Source organism: Pseudomonas fragariae (ex Marin et al. 2024), from assembly GCF_059621105.1.
The window spans coordinates 634,271-652,752 of record NZ_CM184369.1; the positions used below are offsets into that span (position 1 = coordinate 634,271).

Genomic DNA, 18,482 nt, shown 5'->3' on the forward strand with positions numbered 1-18,482 from the left:
GCAAGGTGCTGATGATCATGGCTTGGGCGGCCGGTCTGTTTCTCGCGACGCGCTTTTTCGGCGATTGGGAAGACCGGCAGCAGAATCCCAACGCCGTGGTCACCTCGCAACACGGTGACGGCTATATAGAAGTGCAGCTGGCAGGCAATCGACAGGGGCACTTCGTCACGACAGGCCAGATCAACGGCCGGACAGCGGAGTTCATGATCGACACTGGGGCGACCGATGTGGCCGTACCCGGTGATATGGCTGACCGCCTGGGGCTCAAGCGTGGCTTTCCGGTCACGGTCAGTACGGCCAATGGTAACAGTCAGGGTTTTCGAACCACGCTTGACCGCTTGCAACTGGGCGATATCGTCCTGACCAATGTGCGTGCCCTGGTGGCACCCGGTCTGGACGGTGAACAGGTGCTGCTGGGTATGAGCGCAATGAAACAACTCGAATTCACACAGCGTGGCGGCAATTTGCTGCTGCGCCAGTCAACGAAATGATGAGGCCCGCATGAGCGACTCCCTTGACCTCAGCCTGGATGGTGTAGAACGCCGATCACTGGCGGACTTCACCGAACAGGCCTACCTCAACTACTCCATGTACGTGATCATGGACCGTGCCTTGCCGCATATCGGTGACGGCCTGAAGCCTGTTCAGCGACGCATCATCTACGCGATGAGCGAACTGGGCCTGGGTGCCGACGCCAAGCACAAGAAGTCGGCGCGTACCGTCGGCGACGTGCTCGGCAAGTTCCACCCGCACGGCGACTCGGCCTGTTACGAGGCGATGGTGCTGATGGCTCAGCCGTTCAGCTATCGCTACACGCTGGTGGACGGGCAGGGCAACTGGGGTGCGCCGGATGATCCCAAATCCTTTGCCGCCATGCGCTACACCGAGGCGCGTCTGTCGCGCTACTCGGAAGTCCTGCTCAGTGAACTGGGTCAGGGCACCGCTGACTGGGTGCCGAACTTTGACGGCACGCTGGACGAACCCGCGGTGTTGCCGGCACGTCTGCCGAACATCCTGCTCAATGGCACCACCGGCATTGCCGTCGGTATGGCGACCGATGTGCCGCCGCATAACCTGCGCGAAGTCGCCAGTGCCTGCGTTCGTCTGCTGGACGATCCCAAGGCTACGGTTCCGGAGCTGTGCGAGCACATTCTCGGGCCGGACTATCCGACCGAAGCGGAAATCATCACGCCGCGTGCCGACCTGCTGAAAATCTACGAGACCGGGCGTGGCTCGGTGCGCATGCGTGCGGTTTACCGTATCGAAGATGGCGACATTATCGTCACCGCACTGCCGCATCAGGTCTCCGGTGCCAAGGTGCTGGAACAGATCGCCGCGCAGATGCAGGCCAAGAAACTGCCGATGGTTGCCGACCTGCGCGACGAGTCGGACCACGAAAACCCTTGCCGTATCGTGATCATCCCGCGCTCCAATCGGGTTGAGCTGGACGAGCTGATGCAGCACCTGTTCGCCACTACCGAGCTGGAATCCAGTTACCGGGTGAACATCAACATCATCGGTCTGGATGGCAAGCCGCAGCTCAAGAACCTCAAGACACTGCTCGGCGAATGGCTGACGTTCCGCATCGGTACGGTGCGTCGCCGTCTGCAATTCCGTCTGGACAAGGTCGAGCATCGTCTGCACCTGTTGGACGGTTTGCTCACGGCTTACCTGAACCTCGATGAAGTGATTCACATCATCCGTACCGCCGAGCATCCGAAGGCGGAGCTGATTGCGCGTTTCGATCTGTCGGAAATTCAGGCCGATTACATCCTCGACACCCGTCTGCGTCAGTTGGCGCGCCTGGAAGAGATGAAGCTGCGCAGCGAACAGGATGCCCTGCGCAAAGAGCAGGCCAAGCTTCTGGCGCTGTTGAGCAGTGAGTCCAAGCTGCGCAAGCTGGTGCGTGCCGAACTGATTGCCGACGCTGAAACCTATGGCGACGAGCGTCGTTCGCCCATCGTTGCCCGTGCCGAAGCCAAGGCGCTGTCTGAAAACGAATTGATGCCCACCGAGCCGGTGACTGTCGTGCTGTCGGAAAAAGGCTGGGTACGCTGTGCCAAGGGCCACGACATCGATGCGACCGGGCTTTCTTATAAAGCCGGGGATGGTTTCAAGACCTCGTCCATCGGCCGCTCCAATCAGTTCGCCGTGTTCATCGACTCGACCGGGCGCAGCTATTCGGTTGCCGCCCACACCCTGCCATCCGCGCGGGGCCAGGGCGAGCCGCTGACGGGCAAGCTGCAACCGCCACCGGGTGCGACCTTCGAATGCGTATTGCTGCCGGAAGATGATGCGTTGTACGTGATCGCGTCGGATGCCGGTTATGGTTTTGTCGTCAAAGGCGAAGACCTGCAAGCCAAGAACAAGGCGGGCAAGGCGCTGCTGAGCCTGCCGGCCGGGGCGAAAGTCATCCTGCCTCGCCCTGTGCCTGATCGTGAGCAGAACTGGCTGGCGGCGGTGACCACCGAAGGCCGCCTGCTGGTGTTCAAGATCAGCGATTTGCCGCAGTTGGGCAAAGGCAAGGGCAACAAGATCATTGGCATTCCGGGCGAGCGGGTGGCCAGTCGTGAAGAGTATGTGACCGATCTTGCGGTGATCGGACAAGGCGCTACGCTGGTACTTCAGGCGGGCAAACGAACGCTGTCGCTGAAACCTGAAGACCTCGAACATTACAAGGGGGAGCGCGGCAGACGTGGCAATAAACTGCCAAGGGGCTTCCAGAGGGTCGATGCATTATTGGTGGAAAATAGCTGAAAACATTGATCTGGCACCAAGGTTCTTCGTTTTGCCATGAAGTACGATGCATAATCGCTGGAGTCATGGTGCATATTCACGGATGATATGGGGTCTTGGGGTGCATGCGTGGCTCAGTGCCTGCATGGGTCTTGAAAGTACTTATACTGTGGCCTGTCTCTGGACGGCCACCTGGATGGGATGATGAATTTTCTACGCCTTCCCTTGATCCTGCTGATGACTGGCGTTCTGGGTCTGGCTGGTTGCAGTGTGCGCCAGCCGACCGCGCTTTATCAGCTCGATAGTGGTGAGCCTGGTCAGCCGAAACAGAGTAGTGGTCTGGCAGTTTTGCTGGGTCCTGTTTCGGTGGCCGACTATCTGCAACGCGAAACCCTGCTGCAACGCCAGCCTGACGGGACCTTGACCGCTTCGTCCGATGGGCGCTGGGCGGGCAACCTGTCTTCGGATATAGATCAGTTGCTCTTGCGTCAGCTGGCCTGGAAGCTCGACAGCCAGCGCGTCGTCATGGCGCCTGCGACGGCCAGTTTCACGCCCGATGTTCAGGTCGTGCTGTCCATCACCCGTCTGGACTCCGGGGCCAAGCAGCCTGCGGTACTGGATGCGCAATGGCGTCTTCTGGACCGTAAGGGCCATGTCCGTGACAGCCGACTGGTTCACCTGGAACAAGTCCATGCTGGCAGCTCTGCCGATCAGGTCAAGGCCCAGGGCATGCTGTTGCAGCGCCTGGCTGATCAGGTCAGCACGGCGATCAAGCCGATTTCCTGGCAGGCGCTCGATGAGCCGAAAAAAACGCCTGTCGCCAAGGCCAAAGAGCCTGACAAGCCAAGAATTCCGCTGGCTTCCCCCATACGCACCGATCTTGAAGTGTTCCGCTTCTAGGATTGGCCCAACAAAAAGCCCGCAGCGATGCGGGCTTTTTGTTGGGCGCTCATCTCTGGTTCCCACGCCCCAGCGTTCCTGACGCTTCGCACAGTCAGGATAGGACGCAGAGCGTCCAGAACGGCATGCCCACGCTGGAGCATGGGCACGATGGTGAACTGCGTGACGTCCCGGTGCGTGGGGCATGGGCACGGTGGTGACCTTGCGGACGCCTATCGTTCCTCACGCTCTGGTGTGACCCCCGAAGGTTGGACAATTATCCACCTACGCTGCCTTGGCGGCCTGCATTCTGTATTCCACAGGACTCAGGCCGTTAAGCTTCAGTTTTATGCGTGAGTGATTGTAATACTCAATGTACTCTTCGATACCCGCTTGAAGCTCATCCAGATCGTTAAATTTGTTCAGGTAGAAAAATTCGGATTTCAGCGTGCTAAAAAAGCTCTCAATAGCCGCGTTGTCGTAGCAGTTACCCTTGCGCGACATGCTGGCTGCGATCGAATTCTCATTGAGCAGTCGCTGGTAAATAGGCATCCGATATTGCCAACCCTGGTCGGAATGCAAAATCGGCTTTTCATGCGGTCCAAGCCGCTTAAATGCTCCTTCAAGCATTTCGTCGACCATGGAGTACAGCGGGCGCCTGGCAATCGCATAGGAAATGATTTCGCCGCTGTACAGATCCATGATCGGCGACAGATAAAGTTTCTGGCCTCCTACTTTGAATTCGGTCACGTCGGTGGCCCATTTCTGGTTAGGGTATTGCGCTTTGAAATCACGCTTTAGCAGGTTAGGCGCGGCCTTGCCTGTTTCGCCTTTGTAGGAACGGTATTTCTTCACGCGTATCAGGCTCTTCAGGCCTAGCTGCCCCATTAGTTTCTGCACCGTCTTGTGGTTCACAAGATGGCCCGCCCTGCGCAACGCTGCCGTGATGCGACGATAGCCATACCGGCCCTTGTGCTCGTAGAAAGTTGCCTGAATCAGGTCTTTCAGCCCGGCGTATTTGTCATCTGCCAGCAGTACCTTTTGTTGATAGTAAAAAGTGCTGCGTGCCAGACCGGCAAACTTCAGCAGGCCGTCCAGAGAATGTAAAGGCCTCAGTTCCATCACGATTTGCGCTTTTTCTGCTGCGCTATTCGTTGCTTCTTCTGAACCAAGGCATCGAGCTTTTTTAGATAATCGACCTCCATCCGCAGTTGCTTCACCTCGGCAAGCAACTCGTCACGCGAGCGCGATTCATCGTTGATCGGAGCGGAGTTCACAGGGGGAAGGGGCGTCGTCATCTTTCTTGGGCGTCCAACTTTCTTAGGGGGCTTTGAGGATGCGTTAAGAGCACCTTCGTCAAAAAGGCGCTGCCATAGATTGATGATGCCGAACTGACGGATATCGAACAAGGCCGCTGTCTGGCGCAGTGATAATCGCTCATCATGCATGCGCTTCAAAACAGCTAGCTTGAATTCGTCACTGTAACGCTGCCGCCTTTTCTCTTTAAGAGCGGCTGGGCCGTGGATCTGATAAGCCGCGACCCACTGACGAAGGCAGGAAAAGTCCACATCGTGGCGACGCGCAACATCCCTCAAACCTGCCTTGCCGGCACAATACTCTTTCACGGCTGCGAGTTTTGCCTGCTCTGTATATTTACCCATGACGCCTCCAAAGGTTGCATCCAACCTTCGGGGGTCACACCACTCCGCGTGGGAATGCAGGTCGTGACGCTCTGCGTCATCTGTTTGCGCCGGGAGAGGTTGATCAGGATAGGACGCAGAGCGTCCGGAACGGCGTGCCCACGCAGAGCATGGGCACAAGCGTCTCACTTCAAGCGTGAGCGGAGGAGAGGATCAGGCCTTGTTGGATTCGTGCATGCGCGCCAGCTGGCGCTCGAGCATCGACGGGTAGGGCTCCATCAGGCGTTCTACGCAGCAGGCACCTTCCGGGCTGGCGATCGGGCGGATGCGGGCGCGTTGGCGGATCAACTGATCGTCGTTGATGCGGCGCTCGACCAGCAGCAGGTTGCGGCTGTGCTGAGACAGCGCCAGTGCGTCCTGCGCGGTTTCGGTCAGCAACAGATCGATCTGGCTCAGACCGCTCAAGCCTTCACCCAGCGTCAGGCCCAGTTGCAGTTGCAAGGTGATGCCGCTATCGGCCACCTCGATCTGCAAGGCATGACTGAGTGCGCGCAACAGCTCGCCGCAGCAGATCGCGTTGGTCAGGTAGTCATCACCGCTTTCGTGACTGTGGAACAGCATCAGCGTGCTGCCGTCATTCAGCGTATGCAGCTCGCTTTCATACAGCGAGGCGGCCTGATCGAGGCAGTCGCGGTAGCGTTGCAGCAATTCGGTAAGGCGTGCACGCGGCAGGCGACGCAATTGATCCTGTGCACCCAGCTGCACGGCCAGCACTGCACTGTTGTGCGGCTCGACCGGCGCTACCGAGGCAGCCGCCGGGCGAACGGCTGGTGAGTTGTCCGAGTGGTCGCGCAGATCGGCGAACGGATCCTCATCGTCGTCTTCATCTTCCTCGGCAACGATGCGGCGCTGCACCGGTGGTGCCGGCAAGCGCGGTTTTGCTTCGCTGCTACGAGCTGAAACCACTGGCGCAGGCTTCTCTTCCGGCTCCAGATACGGATCTTCGCTGTCGTCTTCCTCGCCGTCATACTCGGGCTCGGGCAGCGGTTCTGGCTCCGGCACCGGCGGCGCGAACGAGGTGCGCAGCTGCCGCGCCAGATCACCGATTTCATCCTGGCGATCAGTGGCGGGTGTGTACGGGTCGATATCGCGTAGCCAGATACGCATCTGCATCAGTGGCGTGGAGATGTGGCGGCCAAGGCGCAGACTCAGGGCCAGCGCCAGGGCCAGCAGGATACCGGCCAGAATGCCCATGCTCTGCAGGCTGATGGTCAGCGGCTGCTGGAACTGCGACATGTCGAGGCTGATACGCAGATGGCCCGCCATCACGTCCTGGAACGTGATCTTGATTTCATACAGGCCCTGAGCTTCCCCCAGAAGCCCGTTTTTCGGGCGCTGGCCGGCCTCCGCGAGGATGCGGTTATCCACACTGTAGATAGCCGCATGCGCGACCAGCGGATTCTTGACCAGATTGCCCAGCAGCACGTTGAGACTGAGGATGTCGTTGGACACCAACAGCTCGGTAGCCGAGGTGGCGGTCTGGGTGGTCAGGGCCTGCCCCAGCGCATCAGCCTGTTCATGCATGGCCTGCTTGAACTGCAGGCCCATGACACCGGCGTAGATCACCAGCGCCAAAGCGACCAGGATCACGTTATGGCTGGCAATGCGCAAAGCGATCGGTACACGGCGATGACGCAGGGCACGAAAGATGAGCAGGAAGAAATTATCGGTTTTAACGGGCGTGGGCCGGTTCACAGAGCACGGCTCTTTCGGTGAAGTTGTCGCGCAGTATAACGAGCGACCCAGTGGCGGCAAAGCGCTGCCTGTGCCCGGTGGTCACTGAATGTGGTTAGAATGCGTTTTTTTTCCACTGCGGGGGTGCGCCTTGCGCGAAATCGTCCTGATTAACATCACCGGTGTCGACCGTCCCGGTCTCACTGCAGCCATCACCGGCGTCCTCGCCCAGGGTGGCGTGAACATTCTCGATATTGGTCAGGCGGTGATCCATGACACCCTGTCGTTCGGCATCCTGGTTGAAATTCCGGATACCGTGCAGGGATCTTCGGTGCTCAAGGACATCCTGTTCACCGCCTACGAACTGGATCAGCAGGTCCGTTTCACTGCGGTCTCCGAAACCGACTATCAACACTGGGTCGAAGGTCAGGGCAAGGCGCGCCACATCGTTACGCTGCTGACCCGCAAAGTCACGGCCGAGCAATTGCAGCGCGTCAGCGCCATCACTGCCAGGTACGGGCTGAATATCGATCAGATCGATCGGTTGTCCGGTCGCATGCCGCTTGACACCCCGGCTGACAAGGGCAAGGGCTGCATCGAGTTCACCGTGCGCGGCGAGCCCGCCGACCCGAAAGCCATGCAGGCCGAATTTCTCGCGGTCGCCCAGGATCTCGACGTCGATATCGCGTTCCAGCAGGACTCGCTGTTCCGCCGCAACCGGCGCCTGGCGGTGTTCGACATGGACTCGACCCTCATCGAGGCCGAAGTCATCGACGAACTGGCCAAGGCCGCAGGCGTCGGCGAGCAGGTTTCCGAGATTACCGAACGTGCCATGCGCGGCGAACTGGATTTCAGCGAAAGCTTCAAGGAACGTCTGGCTTTGCTCAAGGGCCTCGACGTGAGTGTGCTGGATGAAATCGGCGCGTCCCTGCGTCTGACCGAAGGTGCTGAAACACTGTTCTCCGAGCTCAAGCGGCTGGGTTACAAGACGGCGATTCTGTCGGGAGGCTTCACCTATTTTGCCAAGCAGCTGCAAGCAAAGCTGGGCATTGATTATGTCTTCGCCAATGAGCTGGAAGTGGTTGACGGCAAGGTGACCGGCGTAGCGGTCGAGCCGATCGTCAATGCGCAGCGCAAGGCCGATCTGTTGCGCGAACTGGCCCACAAGGAAGGGTTGAGCCTGGAGCAGACCATCGCGGTCGGCGACGGTGCCAATGACCTGCCGATGCTGGCGATTGCCGGGCTGGGTGTAGCGTTTCGCGCCAAGCCACTGGTCAAGCAATCGGCCAAGCAGGCCATTTCGACGCTGGGGCTCGATGGCGTGCTGTATCTGCTGGGCTTGCGCGACCGCGAGGGAAAGCGCTGACGCTCAGGCCGTCGTGGTCTGCTCCTGATGGCGAGGGGCAATCGCGACGGCTGTCGCAATGATCGCTACAGCGTGCCCCACAAGGAATCGAATTCCTGATCCAGCATGGCCTTTTCGGTTTCGGCGGCTTTCGGGGCGTCGTACATCTGATACTCAAACTGATTGTAACTGGCGCTGCTGACCTGCCGGTTGCTCAGTGAGGCGCGGCGTTCTTCGCCGTTGACGTTGATCATCACCATGCTGCCTTCCTGAAAAGGCAGGCGCGGTGCGAGCACGGTGGGCGGTTTTTCCATGGCGCGTACTTCGGGCAGCATCAGAGTTCGCAGGTACTGGCTGTTCTGTTGTTCGCGAATCAGTTGCATGCCGCACGGCTGGGCAAACGGGGCGATCAGTTCGATGCCCATCTGTGTGCCCCCGCTGCGTACCTGACGGATCCAGCGCACGATGGCAACGCTCCAGCCCTGGCCTGCGTCGTCCTGAATACCCACCAGTTCGCCAGCCTGCAACTGTTGAGGCACGTCCTTCTGCCACGCCAGGCAGTAACCGCCCGGGCTGTGGTTGACGATATTCAGGTCGAAGGTCGGAAACGTGTGCTGGTTGTTGGACAGCGAGTCGCTGTCGCCGTCGTTTTTCGGGTATTCAATCTCTTCGTAGGGCAGCAGAACGGATGAGGTCTTGCCACGCTGAGTATCGAAGGCAGAGGCCCACGGGTCGTCCGCGTCATCATTGGCCATCTTCAACGAAAAGCTCGCTGCACTGGTGGCGCTGTTCAATTGCAACAGCTCGCTGAACGACTTCTGGCCAGCGACATAGAAATGCAGCGCGCTCATGCCGATGCACAATCTCAGCGTGCCCTGACCGGGCGTACGTTGAAAGGTGCGTTCGGCCACATCACCCCAGGCGACCGCCAGATGTTGCAGCAGGTCGGTGTTGATACCGGTTGGGATCAGCAGCGGTGAGGGCGTGCGCTGGTCGTCCGGCAGGGCCAGGTACTGATTGATCGCTTCCGCCAGCGCCAAGGTATTGATGCCCAGCAGCCGGGGTGATTGTTCGTCACTGAACAGGGTGCGATACAGCGGCGGTTTGTCTGCCGTCGGGTCCAGGGCGAATAGGCTGCTTTGCGTGGCAGGCGACTGCAGTTTTACCAGCGCGCTCCAGGCCTCCAGCGCATCGGCCAGTTTGCCGATGTTCAGTTGGCGCATCTGATTGCAGCGCGAGCAGCCCATCAGCAGTGCGATCACATAGGTCTGTTCAACGCTCAGCACTTTGCTGTGATGGGCCAGGGGTTCTTCGACCGGCGTGTTGTGTAGCTGGTACTGACGGGCAATCTGATAAATCTGGTGCAGCTCGAGCCACAGGCCGTCCTGAACGGGACAGTAAAGCTGGTTGGCGCGAATCAGCGGCCCGTTGAGCCCGTGCACTGCTCGTTGCAGTGCGGTGCTGAACAGCCCGGCCTGGTCTCGGGTGTAGCGCGGGGCGACCTGCTGAATGATTTGCTTGTAACCGGTCGCCAGATGGTTTTGCAGCGCCTGGCAGAGGTTGGCAACCTTGCGTGGTCGCTCGTCCAGCACAATGGCCTGATTGAGAAAGTGACGTTCGAGGTGCTTGCAGACGAAGTACACCTCGGGCCGCAGCAATTCAAGCAATTGCAGGCGGTTTTCACTCGGGGTGATCAACTGGTTCAGCTCGGTCAGCCCCTGATAGAGCTGACGCGCCATTTCTCCGAGGTTTGCCTTGGGCAGTCTGGAGATCCAGCGTTTGAGGTCGCGGGGATTGGCTTCACTGAATGTCAGGCTCGACTGCGTCGGCGTGGGCGCACGCAATAGCAGAGGGAGGCTAAAATTACTCATGTGACAGACAAACTCCAACAACTCACTGGCCTGGATGATGGCTTCATAGGGGGGTCGAGGTTATCGCGCACCCGCGATATGCCGAGCATACGCCCATGAAAGTGCGAAGTATCCTACAGCATCGATCGGGCGACTTTACCAGTATCGACATAGGTTCGCAGCAATTATGGCCGGAGGCCATTATCGTCCGGTGGCATGCTGCATGAGTGCCAATATCCATCATCGGGCACTCATGCATCGAGGCTCAGGTCGCGATCATGCCTGTGCCGGAACGGCCAGTGCCTGGCCCATTTGAACCTTGGAGCCGGCCGTCAGTTGTTCGGCCCATTTCACCTGACCTGGACCGAACAGCACGATGGCGGTAGAGCCCAGCTTGAACCGACCCATCTCGGCACCTTTTTCCAGGTGGATCGGCGCACGCGCCGCTTCGTCGTAGCTGAACGTCTTCAATTCACGCTTGGGCGGTGTGACCAGTCCGGCCCATACCGTTTCGACAGACGCCACGATCATCGCGCCCACCAGTACCACTGCCATTGGTCCGCGCTCGGTATCGAACAGGCAGACCACTCGCTCGTTACGGGCGAACAGCTCGGGTACGTTTTCAGCGGTGGTCTGGTTGACCGAGAAGATGCGGCCCGGTACGTAGACCATTTCACGCAGCGTGCCGGCCAGTGGCATGTGAACGCGGTGATAGTCCTTCGGCGACAGGTAGACGGTCGCGAACTCGCCGCCCATGAACGGCGCCGACAGCTTGGGGTCGCCGCCAAGCAGTTCCAGTACGCTGAAACTGTGGCCCTTGGCCTGGAAGATCCGGCCGTGGTCGATAGGGCCCAACTGGCTGATGGTACCGTCGGCCGGCGAGAGAATCGCGCCCGGCGTGGCATCGAGCGGGCGCGCGTCAGCTTTCAATGCGCGGGTGAAGAACGCGTTGAAGTGCTCGTAGGACGTCAGGTCTTCGACCAGTGCCTGCGACATGTCCACCTGATAACGGCGGGCAAACCACGCAGTGAAAGCGTTTTTGAACCAGCGTACGCGGCATTCGGCAACGCAGCCTGCCAGTCGGGACAGCAGGTGGTGTGGCAGCAGGTACTGGCTGATGATGAACAAGCGGTCTTTCATTGAAGGTCCTGAGGATGAGTGTCCTGAATATTTCTGTGAGGTCCGTCCCGGTTCGGTGGCGCGGACCGGTTCGACGGTTTCGGCCGGGGCTGGCTGGGCAGGCTCTACGGGTTGCGCAACCTCGACGGGCGCGGCGGCCACATTCGGTACTTCTACCGGCGTATCCGGATGATTGCCCCATTCGCCCCACGAGCCGGCATACGCCTTGACTCTCGGGTAGCCCAGCGCCTTGGCCACCAGATAGGTGAAGCCCGAGCGGTGATGGGTTTGGCAGTGCGTGATGATTTCCTTGTCGGGCGTGATGCCCAGATCACGAAGGATCTCCGGCATGTCCTGGCGAATACGCAGGTTGCGCGCCTTGTCCATGCCCGCCGTCCACTCGAAGTTGACGGCGCCGGGTATGTGGCCGCCTTTGGCCGCGACCACTTTTTCGCCCGAATACTCTGTCGGCGCGCGGGCATCCCAGATCGCCAGGTCGGCGGCGCCCAGACGGCTTTGCAGGTACTCGCGCGTGGCGGTAGGTTCATCGTGCAGCGTCAGCGTTACCGGAGTATCGGCAGCAGGCGGCACGTCGGTGCTCAGCGGCAGCAATTGCGCTTCCCAGGCCAGCAGTCCACCGTCCAGATAGTGATAACGGCTGTGGCCGATGACATCCAGCAGCCAGATGAAACGCCCGGCCCAGCCGCCGCCTTCGTCATCGTAGACGACATAGACAGCGTCAGGGTTGTGGCCCAGCTCGCCGAACACTTGCTCAAGACCGGCCGTGTCGGGCAGCAGGCCGGGGGCAGGAGGCGTGCCCAGTTGTGTACGTTTCGGATCGACGAAGCGGGCACCGCGAATGTGCCCGGCTTCGTAGCGAGCGCTGCTGGTCAGATCCACGAGGATCAGTTCCGGGGCGTCTAGACGCTCAAGCAGATCGTTGGGTTCGATGACCAGCGACAAGCCAGTGAATGCGGACATTTGCAGCCTCCGATGAAAGGAAAGGGGCGAATTGTACGCCAGGCCTCAGGCTTTGCGATGACTAAAGATGCCCAGTGCCCGTTCAATACATTGCGCGGTTTTTCCGAATGCCTGGACGGAAATTTCCGACAAGGCCCCGCCGCCCTGGTCGGCGACCACCAGCAGCATGACTTTGCCGTTGTTGCTCAGCGAGCGAATCAGCCAGTGCTGGCCACTGAACAGGGTTTTCAGCGGCGGGGGCAGCAGGACGGCAAATTGCGCACTGTTGGCGGGCGTCATGCGTAACTGCGTCGGCTGGGTCAGCAAGCGCTGCAGTACGGTGCTTTCCTTGATGAACAGCTGCAAGGCAGCGGCGTCCTTCGGCAGTCCGGCAGTCTGATTGACGCGCAGCACGGTTGAGGTCTTGTCCAGCATCAGCAGCATGACCCGCTCCATGCCGCACGAGATGAAGGCGTCGCGCGCCGAGGTGGTCAGGTGCATGGCGTTGATGAACGGGCTGGGGTCCTGCAGCAGTTCGGCGCATTGCTTGCGCCACATTTGCAGGGCGTCAGCCGATGGCGGAGGTGCAGGCTCATTGTCGCGCCTTACACGCCGTGCATCCCACGGCCAGATCAGCGATTCGGCCGGGTGCCAGAGGTCTTTTTCCGCATGGACGCGTGCGCTGCTGGCCGCATTCTGGTGCGCCTGTTGCTGTACTTCGTTGATCGACTGTTGCAGGTACAGGCTGGTCAGCCGTTCCCAGCGCAGGCAATGCGGGCTGTTCCAGGCCTGTTGTGCGGCCAGCGCCAGGCCGTTGCCCAGCAACACGGTATTGGCGGGCTGGTTCAGCCAGCGGCGCAGGTTGGGGTCGTCGTCCATGAGTTGTTGCTGCTGCAGCGGGCTGTTGTCTTCGCGGGCGATACGCAGCGCCTTGGCCAGATCGCGTCGCTCGTTGATCAACAGTTTATAGCCGCGCGTAACCCAGATCGGCAGGCGCCAGAACTCGGCGAGTGCCAGGCACAGTTCCAGCAGGTTGACGCCGAACAGCTCTTTTTCCACTGCAGCGCTGGAATGGCCCTTGTGGATAACCCGCAGTTCCAGCTCTTCGAGCAGCTTCGGATAAGCCAGCGCCATCGGCCAGAGCGGCGACAGAAACAGCAGGCTGCCCATGTGGATGTCCTGCCAGAGTCGCGCCAGCCGGCTGGCGAACAGGCCGTTGGCTTGTTGCGTGGCGTGCTGGCTGACCAGAATCAGTTGGCGATAGGCCGCAGGAATTTCTTCGGGCGGCTTGGCCGGTAAACGGCCCAGCAGGACTTCGGTACGCGCCAGACCCAGGCGGTTGATGGCAATTTCAAGGCTCTCGGCCTGCTCGGTCAAACCGTGGGTGTGATGGTTGGCCTCGCGCATCACGCTCAGCACCAGCGCAGGACTTTCCTGCATCATTTCGGCGATTTCACGCAGCGAACGACGGCTGTCGTTCAGTGCGGCGCGGACGTGTCCATGATTGACGGCAGGGACCGGCAACGCGATGCCGTCAAGCAGTTTGACCCAGGCATCCAGCGTCTTCGGAACGAGGTGATGTGCTGCGTGTACTGTCGGCATTCGAGGGCCTGTGCGGCTGATTATCTGAGCTGGGAAACCGCCAGCGTACGGGGTGCTGAGGCCATTTTCCTCCTTTTATGGAGGCGCATAAATGGGTTTTTCAAAAGAACCGGCTATAGTCTGGCCCAGTTAGGCCGATAAGGAGAAGAAGAGATTCAACAACTTCCGGACTGTCCCTGAACCCGACTCAGTAAAGTATTTTTTCCTATGGCTAAAATCATCGGCATCATTGTCGTTCTCGCAAGTGTCATCGGCGGATATGTGCTGTCCCATGGCAAGGTCATGGCGCTGTTCCAACCGTACGAGGTCTTGATTATCGGCGGTGCTGCACTGGGCGCGTTCCTCCAGGCCAACCCTGGCTACATGTTCATGCACGTGTTCAAGAAGTCGCTGAAGATGTTCGGTACGCGCTTCACACATGCCTATTACCTTGAAGTGCTGGGGCTGGTCTACGAAATCCTCAACAAGAGCCGCCGTGAAGGCATGATGGCGATCGAAGGGGATATCGAAGACGCTGCCTCCAGCCCGATCTTCGCCAAATACCCGGGTGTCCTCAAGGATGAGCGCATGACTGCGTACATCTGCGATTACCTGCGCATCATGTCGTCCGGCAACATGGCTCCTCACGAGCTGGAAGGTCTGTTCGACATGGAGCTGCTGAGCATGAAAGAAGACCTCGAGCATCCATCCCACGCCATTACCGGTATCGCCGACGGTATGCCCGGCTTCGGTATCGTGGCTGCGGTACTGGGTATCGTGGTGACCATGGCGTCGCTGGGTTCGGGCGACAAGGCAGCGATCGGCATGCACGTAGGTGCGGCGCTGGTCGGTACGTTCTTCGGTATTCTCGCGGCTTACGGTTTCTTCGGTCCTCTGGCCACCAGCCTTGCGCATGATGCCAAGGAAGAAATGAACGTCTACGAGAGCATCAAGGCGTCGCTGGTGGCCTCGGCCTCCGGCATGCCGCCTTCGCTGGCTGTCGAATTCGGCCGCAAGGTTCTCTATCCGCTGCATCGCCCCAGCTTCAGCGAGCTGGAACAAGCGGTTCGCGGTCGCTAAGTCATGGAAAATAATCAGCCGATTATCATCAAGCGCGTAAAGCGCTTTGGTGGCGGACATCACGGCGGTGCCTGGAAGATCGCGTTTGCCGACTTCGCGACGGCGATGATGGCGTTCTTTCTGGTGCTGTGGCTGATGTCGTCTGCCACCCCGGAGCAGTTACTCGCGGTCGCCGGTTATTTCAAGGATCCGGTCGGCTTCTCGGACAGCGGTTCGCCCTATGTGATCGATCTGGGCGGTTCGCCAGAGATGTCGCCGAACCAGACGCTGAACCCCGAGGTGCAGACCACGCCGTCGCCGGACACCGTGCCGCTTGAGGCGGAAAATGCCGAGACCAAGGCTGAAGCGGTGGAGCAGGAACGTCTGGAGATGCTGCTCCAGGAATTGCAGACCAAGGTCGAGGAAAACCCGCAACTGCAGAAATTCAAGGACCAGATTCTGTTCGAGATCACTCAGGACGGCTTGCGTATCCAGATCATGGATGCGGAAAACCGGCCGATGTTCGACTCGGGCAGCGCGCGTCTCAAACCATATTTCGAAGACATTCTGCTGGCCCTGGCTGACACCATCAAAAGTGTGCCGAACAAGGTCAGTATCAGCGGCCACACCGATGCAACGCCTTTCGTGGGCAGTGGCGGGTTCGGCAACTGGGAATTGTCGGCCAACCGTGCCAACGCTGCACGCCGTGCGCTGGTAGCCGGGACGTATCCGGATTCACAAGTGGCCAGGGTGGTGGGGTACGCGTCGTCTGCTCTGTATGATCGCAAGAACCCGACTAACCCGATCAATCGCCGCATCGATATCGTGGTGCTGACCAAAAAGGCCCAGCACCGCATCGAGGGCGATCAGAACTCCGGCGGTGCGCCAGCCACGCCTGCGGCGCCGACAGCACCCGCACCGGCGGTGCCTGCTGCTCCAGGTGCTCCCGCTGCGCCGGGGGCTTCGACAGCGGCGCCGCCCGACCCGCAGGCCTACGCACAGCCGCACGAGATCCGGCAGAAGCTGAATATCTTTGACGATGGCAAATTGCGGGTCGAGCCGGCCCAGAACTGAGCTGCAACCGATACAAAAACGCCGCGATGATCGCGGCGTTTTTGCGTGCGGCGTTCGGTGCTCAGTAACTGTCTTGCGGCAGGCTGGCAATGATCGAGCGGTAGCTGTTCATGCGCTGCTGCTGAACGCGGCCGTCCTCAAGCCCCTTGAGCAGGGCGCAGCCCGGTTCGCGGTCGTGCTTGCAGTCACGAAAGCGGCACGTGCCGATCAGGTCGTTGAACTCGATGAAGCCTGCCTCTACGTCGGCACGGCTGACGTGGCCAAGGCCGAATTCACGAATGCCCGGCGAGTCGATCAGATCGCCGCCGCGCGGGAAGTGAAACAGGCGGGCGGTGGTCGTGGTGTGTGTGCCCTGACCGGAAACCTCGGACAGCGGACCGACCCGAGTGTCCGTTTCCGGCAACAGGCTGTTGACCAGCGAGGACTTGCCGACGCCGGACTGGCCGACGAACACGCTGATGTGCCCGTCAAGCTGGCTTTGCAGGCTCTGCATGCCGTCACCGTGGTGCGCGGACACTTCCAGTACCGGGTAACCCAGTGTGCGATAGACCGCCAGCAGCGCATTGAGCGCGGGCGCATTCTGCTCGTCGATCAGGTCGGCCTTGTTGAGCAGCAGCAACGGACGAATCCCGGCATGCTCGGCGGCCACCAGGTAGCGGTCGATCAGGTTGGCATGCGGCTCGGGCATCGGCGCGAAGACGATCACGATCAGGTCGACGTTGGCCGCCACAGGCTTGAGCTGGCCGCGTGAATCCGGGCGGCGCAGTTCGGTGGTGCGAGGCAGTTGCGCGACAATGACGCCAATGCCCTGATTGCCGGCGCGCCATACCACGCGATCACCGGTCACCAGTGCAGGCAGGTTGGCGCGCAGGTGGCAGCGAAAGACCTGGCCGGTCACTTCGCCTTCCTGAGCTTCCACTTCGACTTGCACGCCGAAGTGGGCGATCACCAGGCCCGTCTGCTCGGGGCCGAGGTCGCCACCCTCGAGTGTTTCAAGCGTAGCGGACTCGCGTTTTGCTGCGCGGGCAGCACGCTCGCCCTGAATTTTTTCGATGCGCCAGTTCTGACGACGATTGAGTTGGCGTTTGGCCATGGGTGTTCCGATGTGATGTAACCGATGAATTAGGCAGTACGATTGATCGGCAGGAGTCTAGCACGGCAGGGTGAGCTAAACTGCGCGCCTACGCTGAGGAGTCGACACATGCAGAACAAGCAGAACCTGATCTGGATCGATCTGGAAATGACCGGTCTGGACCCTGATACCGATGTCATTATCGAAATGGCCACGATCATCACCGATAGTGAGCTGAACACCCTGGCCGAAGGCCCGGTGATCGCTGTGCATCAGAGCGACGAGACACTGGCGAAAATGGATGAGTGGAACACGCGCCAGCACGGCGGCTCGGGCCTGACCCAGCGCGTGCGCGAAAGTACCGTCAGCATGGCTGAAGCCGAGGCGCAGACCCTTGAGTTCATCAAGCTGTGGGTGCCGGAGCGCAGTTCGCCGATCTGCGGCAACAGCATCTGCCAGGATCGCCGCTTCCTGTATCGCCACATGCCGACGCTGGAAAACTGGTTCCACTACCGCAATCTGGATGTCTCGACCCTCAAGGAACTGGCTGCGCGCTGGTCCCCCGAGCTGAAATTCAAGAAAGGCAGCACCCACCTGGCGCTCGACGACATCCGTGAGTCGATTGCCGAGCTGCGCTTCTACCGTGAGCACTTCATCAAGCCTTGATCGAGACTCGCGCGTGCAGTGAATAATCTTCGCTGCACTCTTTCAGTGCGCAGGTCGGCTGGTTAGACTGCGCGCCTTTGTCGCAGAGTCGCCGCCATGTTGCTGATGCTTTATCTGATCGCTATCACTGCTGAAGCCATGACGGGAGCCCTGTCTGCGGGGCGACGCGGGATGGACTGGTTCGGCGTGGTGCTGATCGCCTGCGTCACTGCGCTGGGTGGCGGGTCGGTGCGCGACGTACTGATCGGTCATTACCCGCTGACTTGGGTCAAGCATCCGGAGTATCTGGTCCTGACCAGTGTGGCGGCCCTGGTGACGATCTTCATCGCGCCACTGATGCGTCATCTGCGCTCACTGTTTCTGGTGCTCGACGCGCTGGGGCTGGTGGCTTTTACCCTGATCGGCTGTATGACTGCGCTGGAGGCCGGGCACGGTCTGCTGATCGCGTCAGTGTGCGGCGTGATCACCGGGGTATTCGGCGGCATCCTGCGCGACATCTTCTGCAACGACATCCCGCTGATCTTCCGCCGCGAGCTGTACGCCAGCGTGTCATTTCTGGCCGCGTGGTGTTTTCTGCTATGCCAGTACCTGCAGTTGCCGGACGAGCAAGCGGTGCTGATCACCTTGTTCGGTGGCCTGCTGCTGCGCCTGCTGGCGATTCGTTTCCGCTGGGAAATGCCCAAGTTTGTCTATAAAGACGAGCCTTGAAGAGGGGGAGAGGGCCACGAGCGGCATGCCCAAGCTAGTCTTGTGGGAGGCAATGTTGT

General features: G+C 60.1%; 14 protein-coding genes and 1 pseudogene. 8 read left to right on the plus strand and 7 right to left on the minus strand.

Going from position 1 to position 18,482, the window contains the following annotated elements:
- Nucleotides 1–11 precede the first annotated feature (11 nt).
- From AC54XV_RS02800 to AC54XV_RS02810, 3 genes are all read left to right on the plus strand, one after another.
- Nucleotides 12–491 (plus strand): retropepsin-like aspartic protease family protein, encoded by a 480-nt coding sequence (locus tag AC54XV_RS02800; protein WP_161633373.1) that lies wholly within the window; start codon nucleotides 12–14, stop codon nucleotides 489–491.
- A gap of 10 nt (nucleotides 492–501) precedes the next feature.
- On the plus strand, nucleotides 502–2,757 hold the full coding sequence (parC, locus tag AC54XV_RS02805; protein ID WP_011266486.1) for a DNA topoisomerase IV subunit A: 2,256 nt from the start codon (nucleotides 502–504) through the stop codon (nucleotides 2,755–2,757).
- A gap of 183 nt (nucleotides 2,758–2,940) precedes the next feature.
- The gene (locus AC54XV_RS02810; RefSeq protein ID WP_024641182.1) at nucleotides 2,941–3,636 is read left to right on the plus strand and encodes a PqiC family protein; all 696 of its coding nucleotides are present in this window, start codon (nucleotides 2,941–2,943) and stop codon (nucleotides 3,634–3,636) included.
- Nucleotides 3,637–3,900: 264 nt separating this feature from the next.
- Here the strand turns inward: AC54XV_RS02810 and AC54XV_RS02815 are convergent.
- Both AC54XV_RS02815 and AC54XV_RS02820 read right to left on the minus strand, forming a co-directional pair.
- Nucleotides 3,901–5,276, minus strand: a protein-coding gene (locus tag AC54XV_RS02815) for an IS3-like element ISPsy9 family transposase (RefSeq protein WP_099081513.1) whose coding sequence is annotated in 2 segments (ribosomal slippage) — nucleotides 3,901–4,805 and nucleotides 4,805–5,276 — 1,377 coding nt in all. Because the reading frame shifts where the segments join, the coding sequence is not laid out codon by codon here.
- 192 nt (nucleotides 5,277–5,468) lie between these two features.
- A complete protein-coding gene (locus tag AC54XV_RS02820) occupies nucleotides 5,469–7,010 on the minus strand; it encodes a HAMP domain-containing protein (protein ID WP_054092320.1) in 1,542 nt (513 codons plus the stop codon).
- Nucleotides 7,011–7,140: 130 nt separating this feature from the next.
- Here AC54XV_RS02820 and serB point away from each other — a divergent pair, with 130 nt between their 5' ends.
- On the plus strand, nucleotides 7,141–8,355 hold the full coding sequence (serB, locus tag AC54XV_RS02825; protein ID WP_003402884.1) for a phosphoserine phosphatase SerB: 1,215 nt from the start codon (nucleotides 7,141–7,143) through the stop codon (nucleotides 8,353–8,355).
- 65 nt (nucleotides 8,356–8,420) lie between these two features.
- On the opposite strand, the gene AC54XV_RS02830 is transcribed toward serB, so the two are convergent.
- The 4 genes and pseudogenes from AC54XV_RS02830 to AC54XV_RS02845 all read right to left on the minus strand — a co-directional run bounded on the left by AC54XV_RS02830 (nucleotide 8,421) and on the right by AC54XV_RS02845 (nucleotide 13,865).
- Nucleotides 8,421–10,205, minus strand: coding sequence for a cyclic-di-GMP receptor FimW-related protein (locus AC54XV_RS02830; protein WP_024642708.1), 1,785 nt, complete (start codon nucleotides 10,203–10,205; stop codon nucleotides 8,421–8,423).
- 255 nt (nucleotides 10,206–10,460) lie between these two features.
- Nucleotides 10,461–11,324, minus strand: coding sequence for an archaetidylserine decarboxylase (gene asd / locus AC54XV_RS02835; protein ID WP_024642707.1), 864 nt, complete (start codon nucleotides 11,322–11,324; stop codon nucleotides 10,461–10,463).
- A 147-nt stretch (nucleotides 11,325–11,471) separates the two neighbouring features.
- A pseudogene (locus AC54XV_RS02840) lies at nucleotides 11,472–12,284 on the minus strand (rhodanese-like domain-containing protein); the annotation flags it as partial.
- A 45-nt stretch (nucleotides 12,285–12,329) separates the two neighbouring features.
- Nucleotides 12,330–13,865, minus strand: coding sequence for an HDOD domain-containing protein (locus AC54XV_RS02845; protein WP_496717824.1), 1,536 nt, complete (start codon nucleotides 13,863–13,865; stop codon nucleotides 12,330–12,332).
- 207 nt (nucleotides 13,866–14,072) lie between these two features.
- Here AC54XV_RS02845 and motA point away from each other — a divergent pair, with 207 nt between their 5' ends.
- Nucleotides 14,073–14,924 carry a flagellar motor stator protein MotA gene (gene motA, locus AC54XV_RS02850; RefSeq protein ID WP_003402900.1) on the plus strand — a complete coding sequence of 284 codons (852 nt, stop codon included), beginning with the start codon at nucleotides 14,073–14,075 and terminating at the stop codon, nucleotides 14,922–14,924.
- 3 nt (nucleotides 14,925–14,927) lie between these two features.
- Entirely contained in the window at nucleotides 14,928–15,977 is a 1,050-nt protein-coding gene (gene motB, locus AC54XV_RS02855; RefSeq protein ID WP_096104631.1) for a flagellar motor protein MotB, read from the plus strand.
- A gap of 61 nt (nucleotides 15,978–16,038) precedes the next feature.
- Here motB and rsgA read toward each other — a convergent pair whose 3' ends face one another.
- A complete protein-coding gene (rsgA, locus tag AC54XV_RS02860) occupies nucleotides 16,039–17,070 on the minus strand; it encodes a small ribosomal subunit biogenesis GTPase RsgA (RefSeq protein ID WP_003366295.1) in 1,032 nt (343 codons plus the stop codon).
- A 108-nt stretch (nucleotides 17,071–17,178) separates the two neighbouring features.
- Between rsgA and orn the strand changes: the two genes are divergently transcribed.
- Nucleotides 17,179–17,715 carry an oligoribonuclease gene (gene orn / locus AC54XV_RS02865; protein ID WP_003402903.1) on the plus strand — a complete coding sequence of 179 codons (537 nt, stop codon included), beginning with the start codon at nucleotides 17,179–17,181 and terminating at the stop codon, nucleotides 17,713–17,715.
- A gap of 96 nt (nucleotides 17,716–17,811) precedes the next feature.
- The gene (locus AC54XV_RS02870) at nucleotides 17,812–18,423 is read left to right on the plus strand and encodes a trimeric intracellular cation channel family protein (protein ID WP_003393544.1); all 612 of its coding nucleotides are present in this window, start codon (nucleotides 17,812–17,814) and stop codon (nucleotides 18,421–18,423) included.
- Nucleotides 18,424–18,482 lie beyond the last annotated feature (59 nt).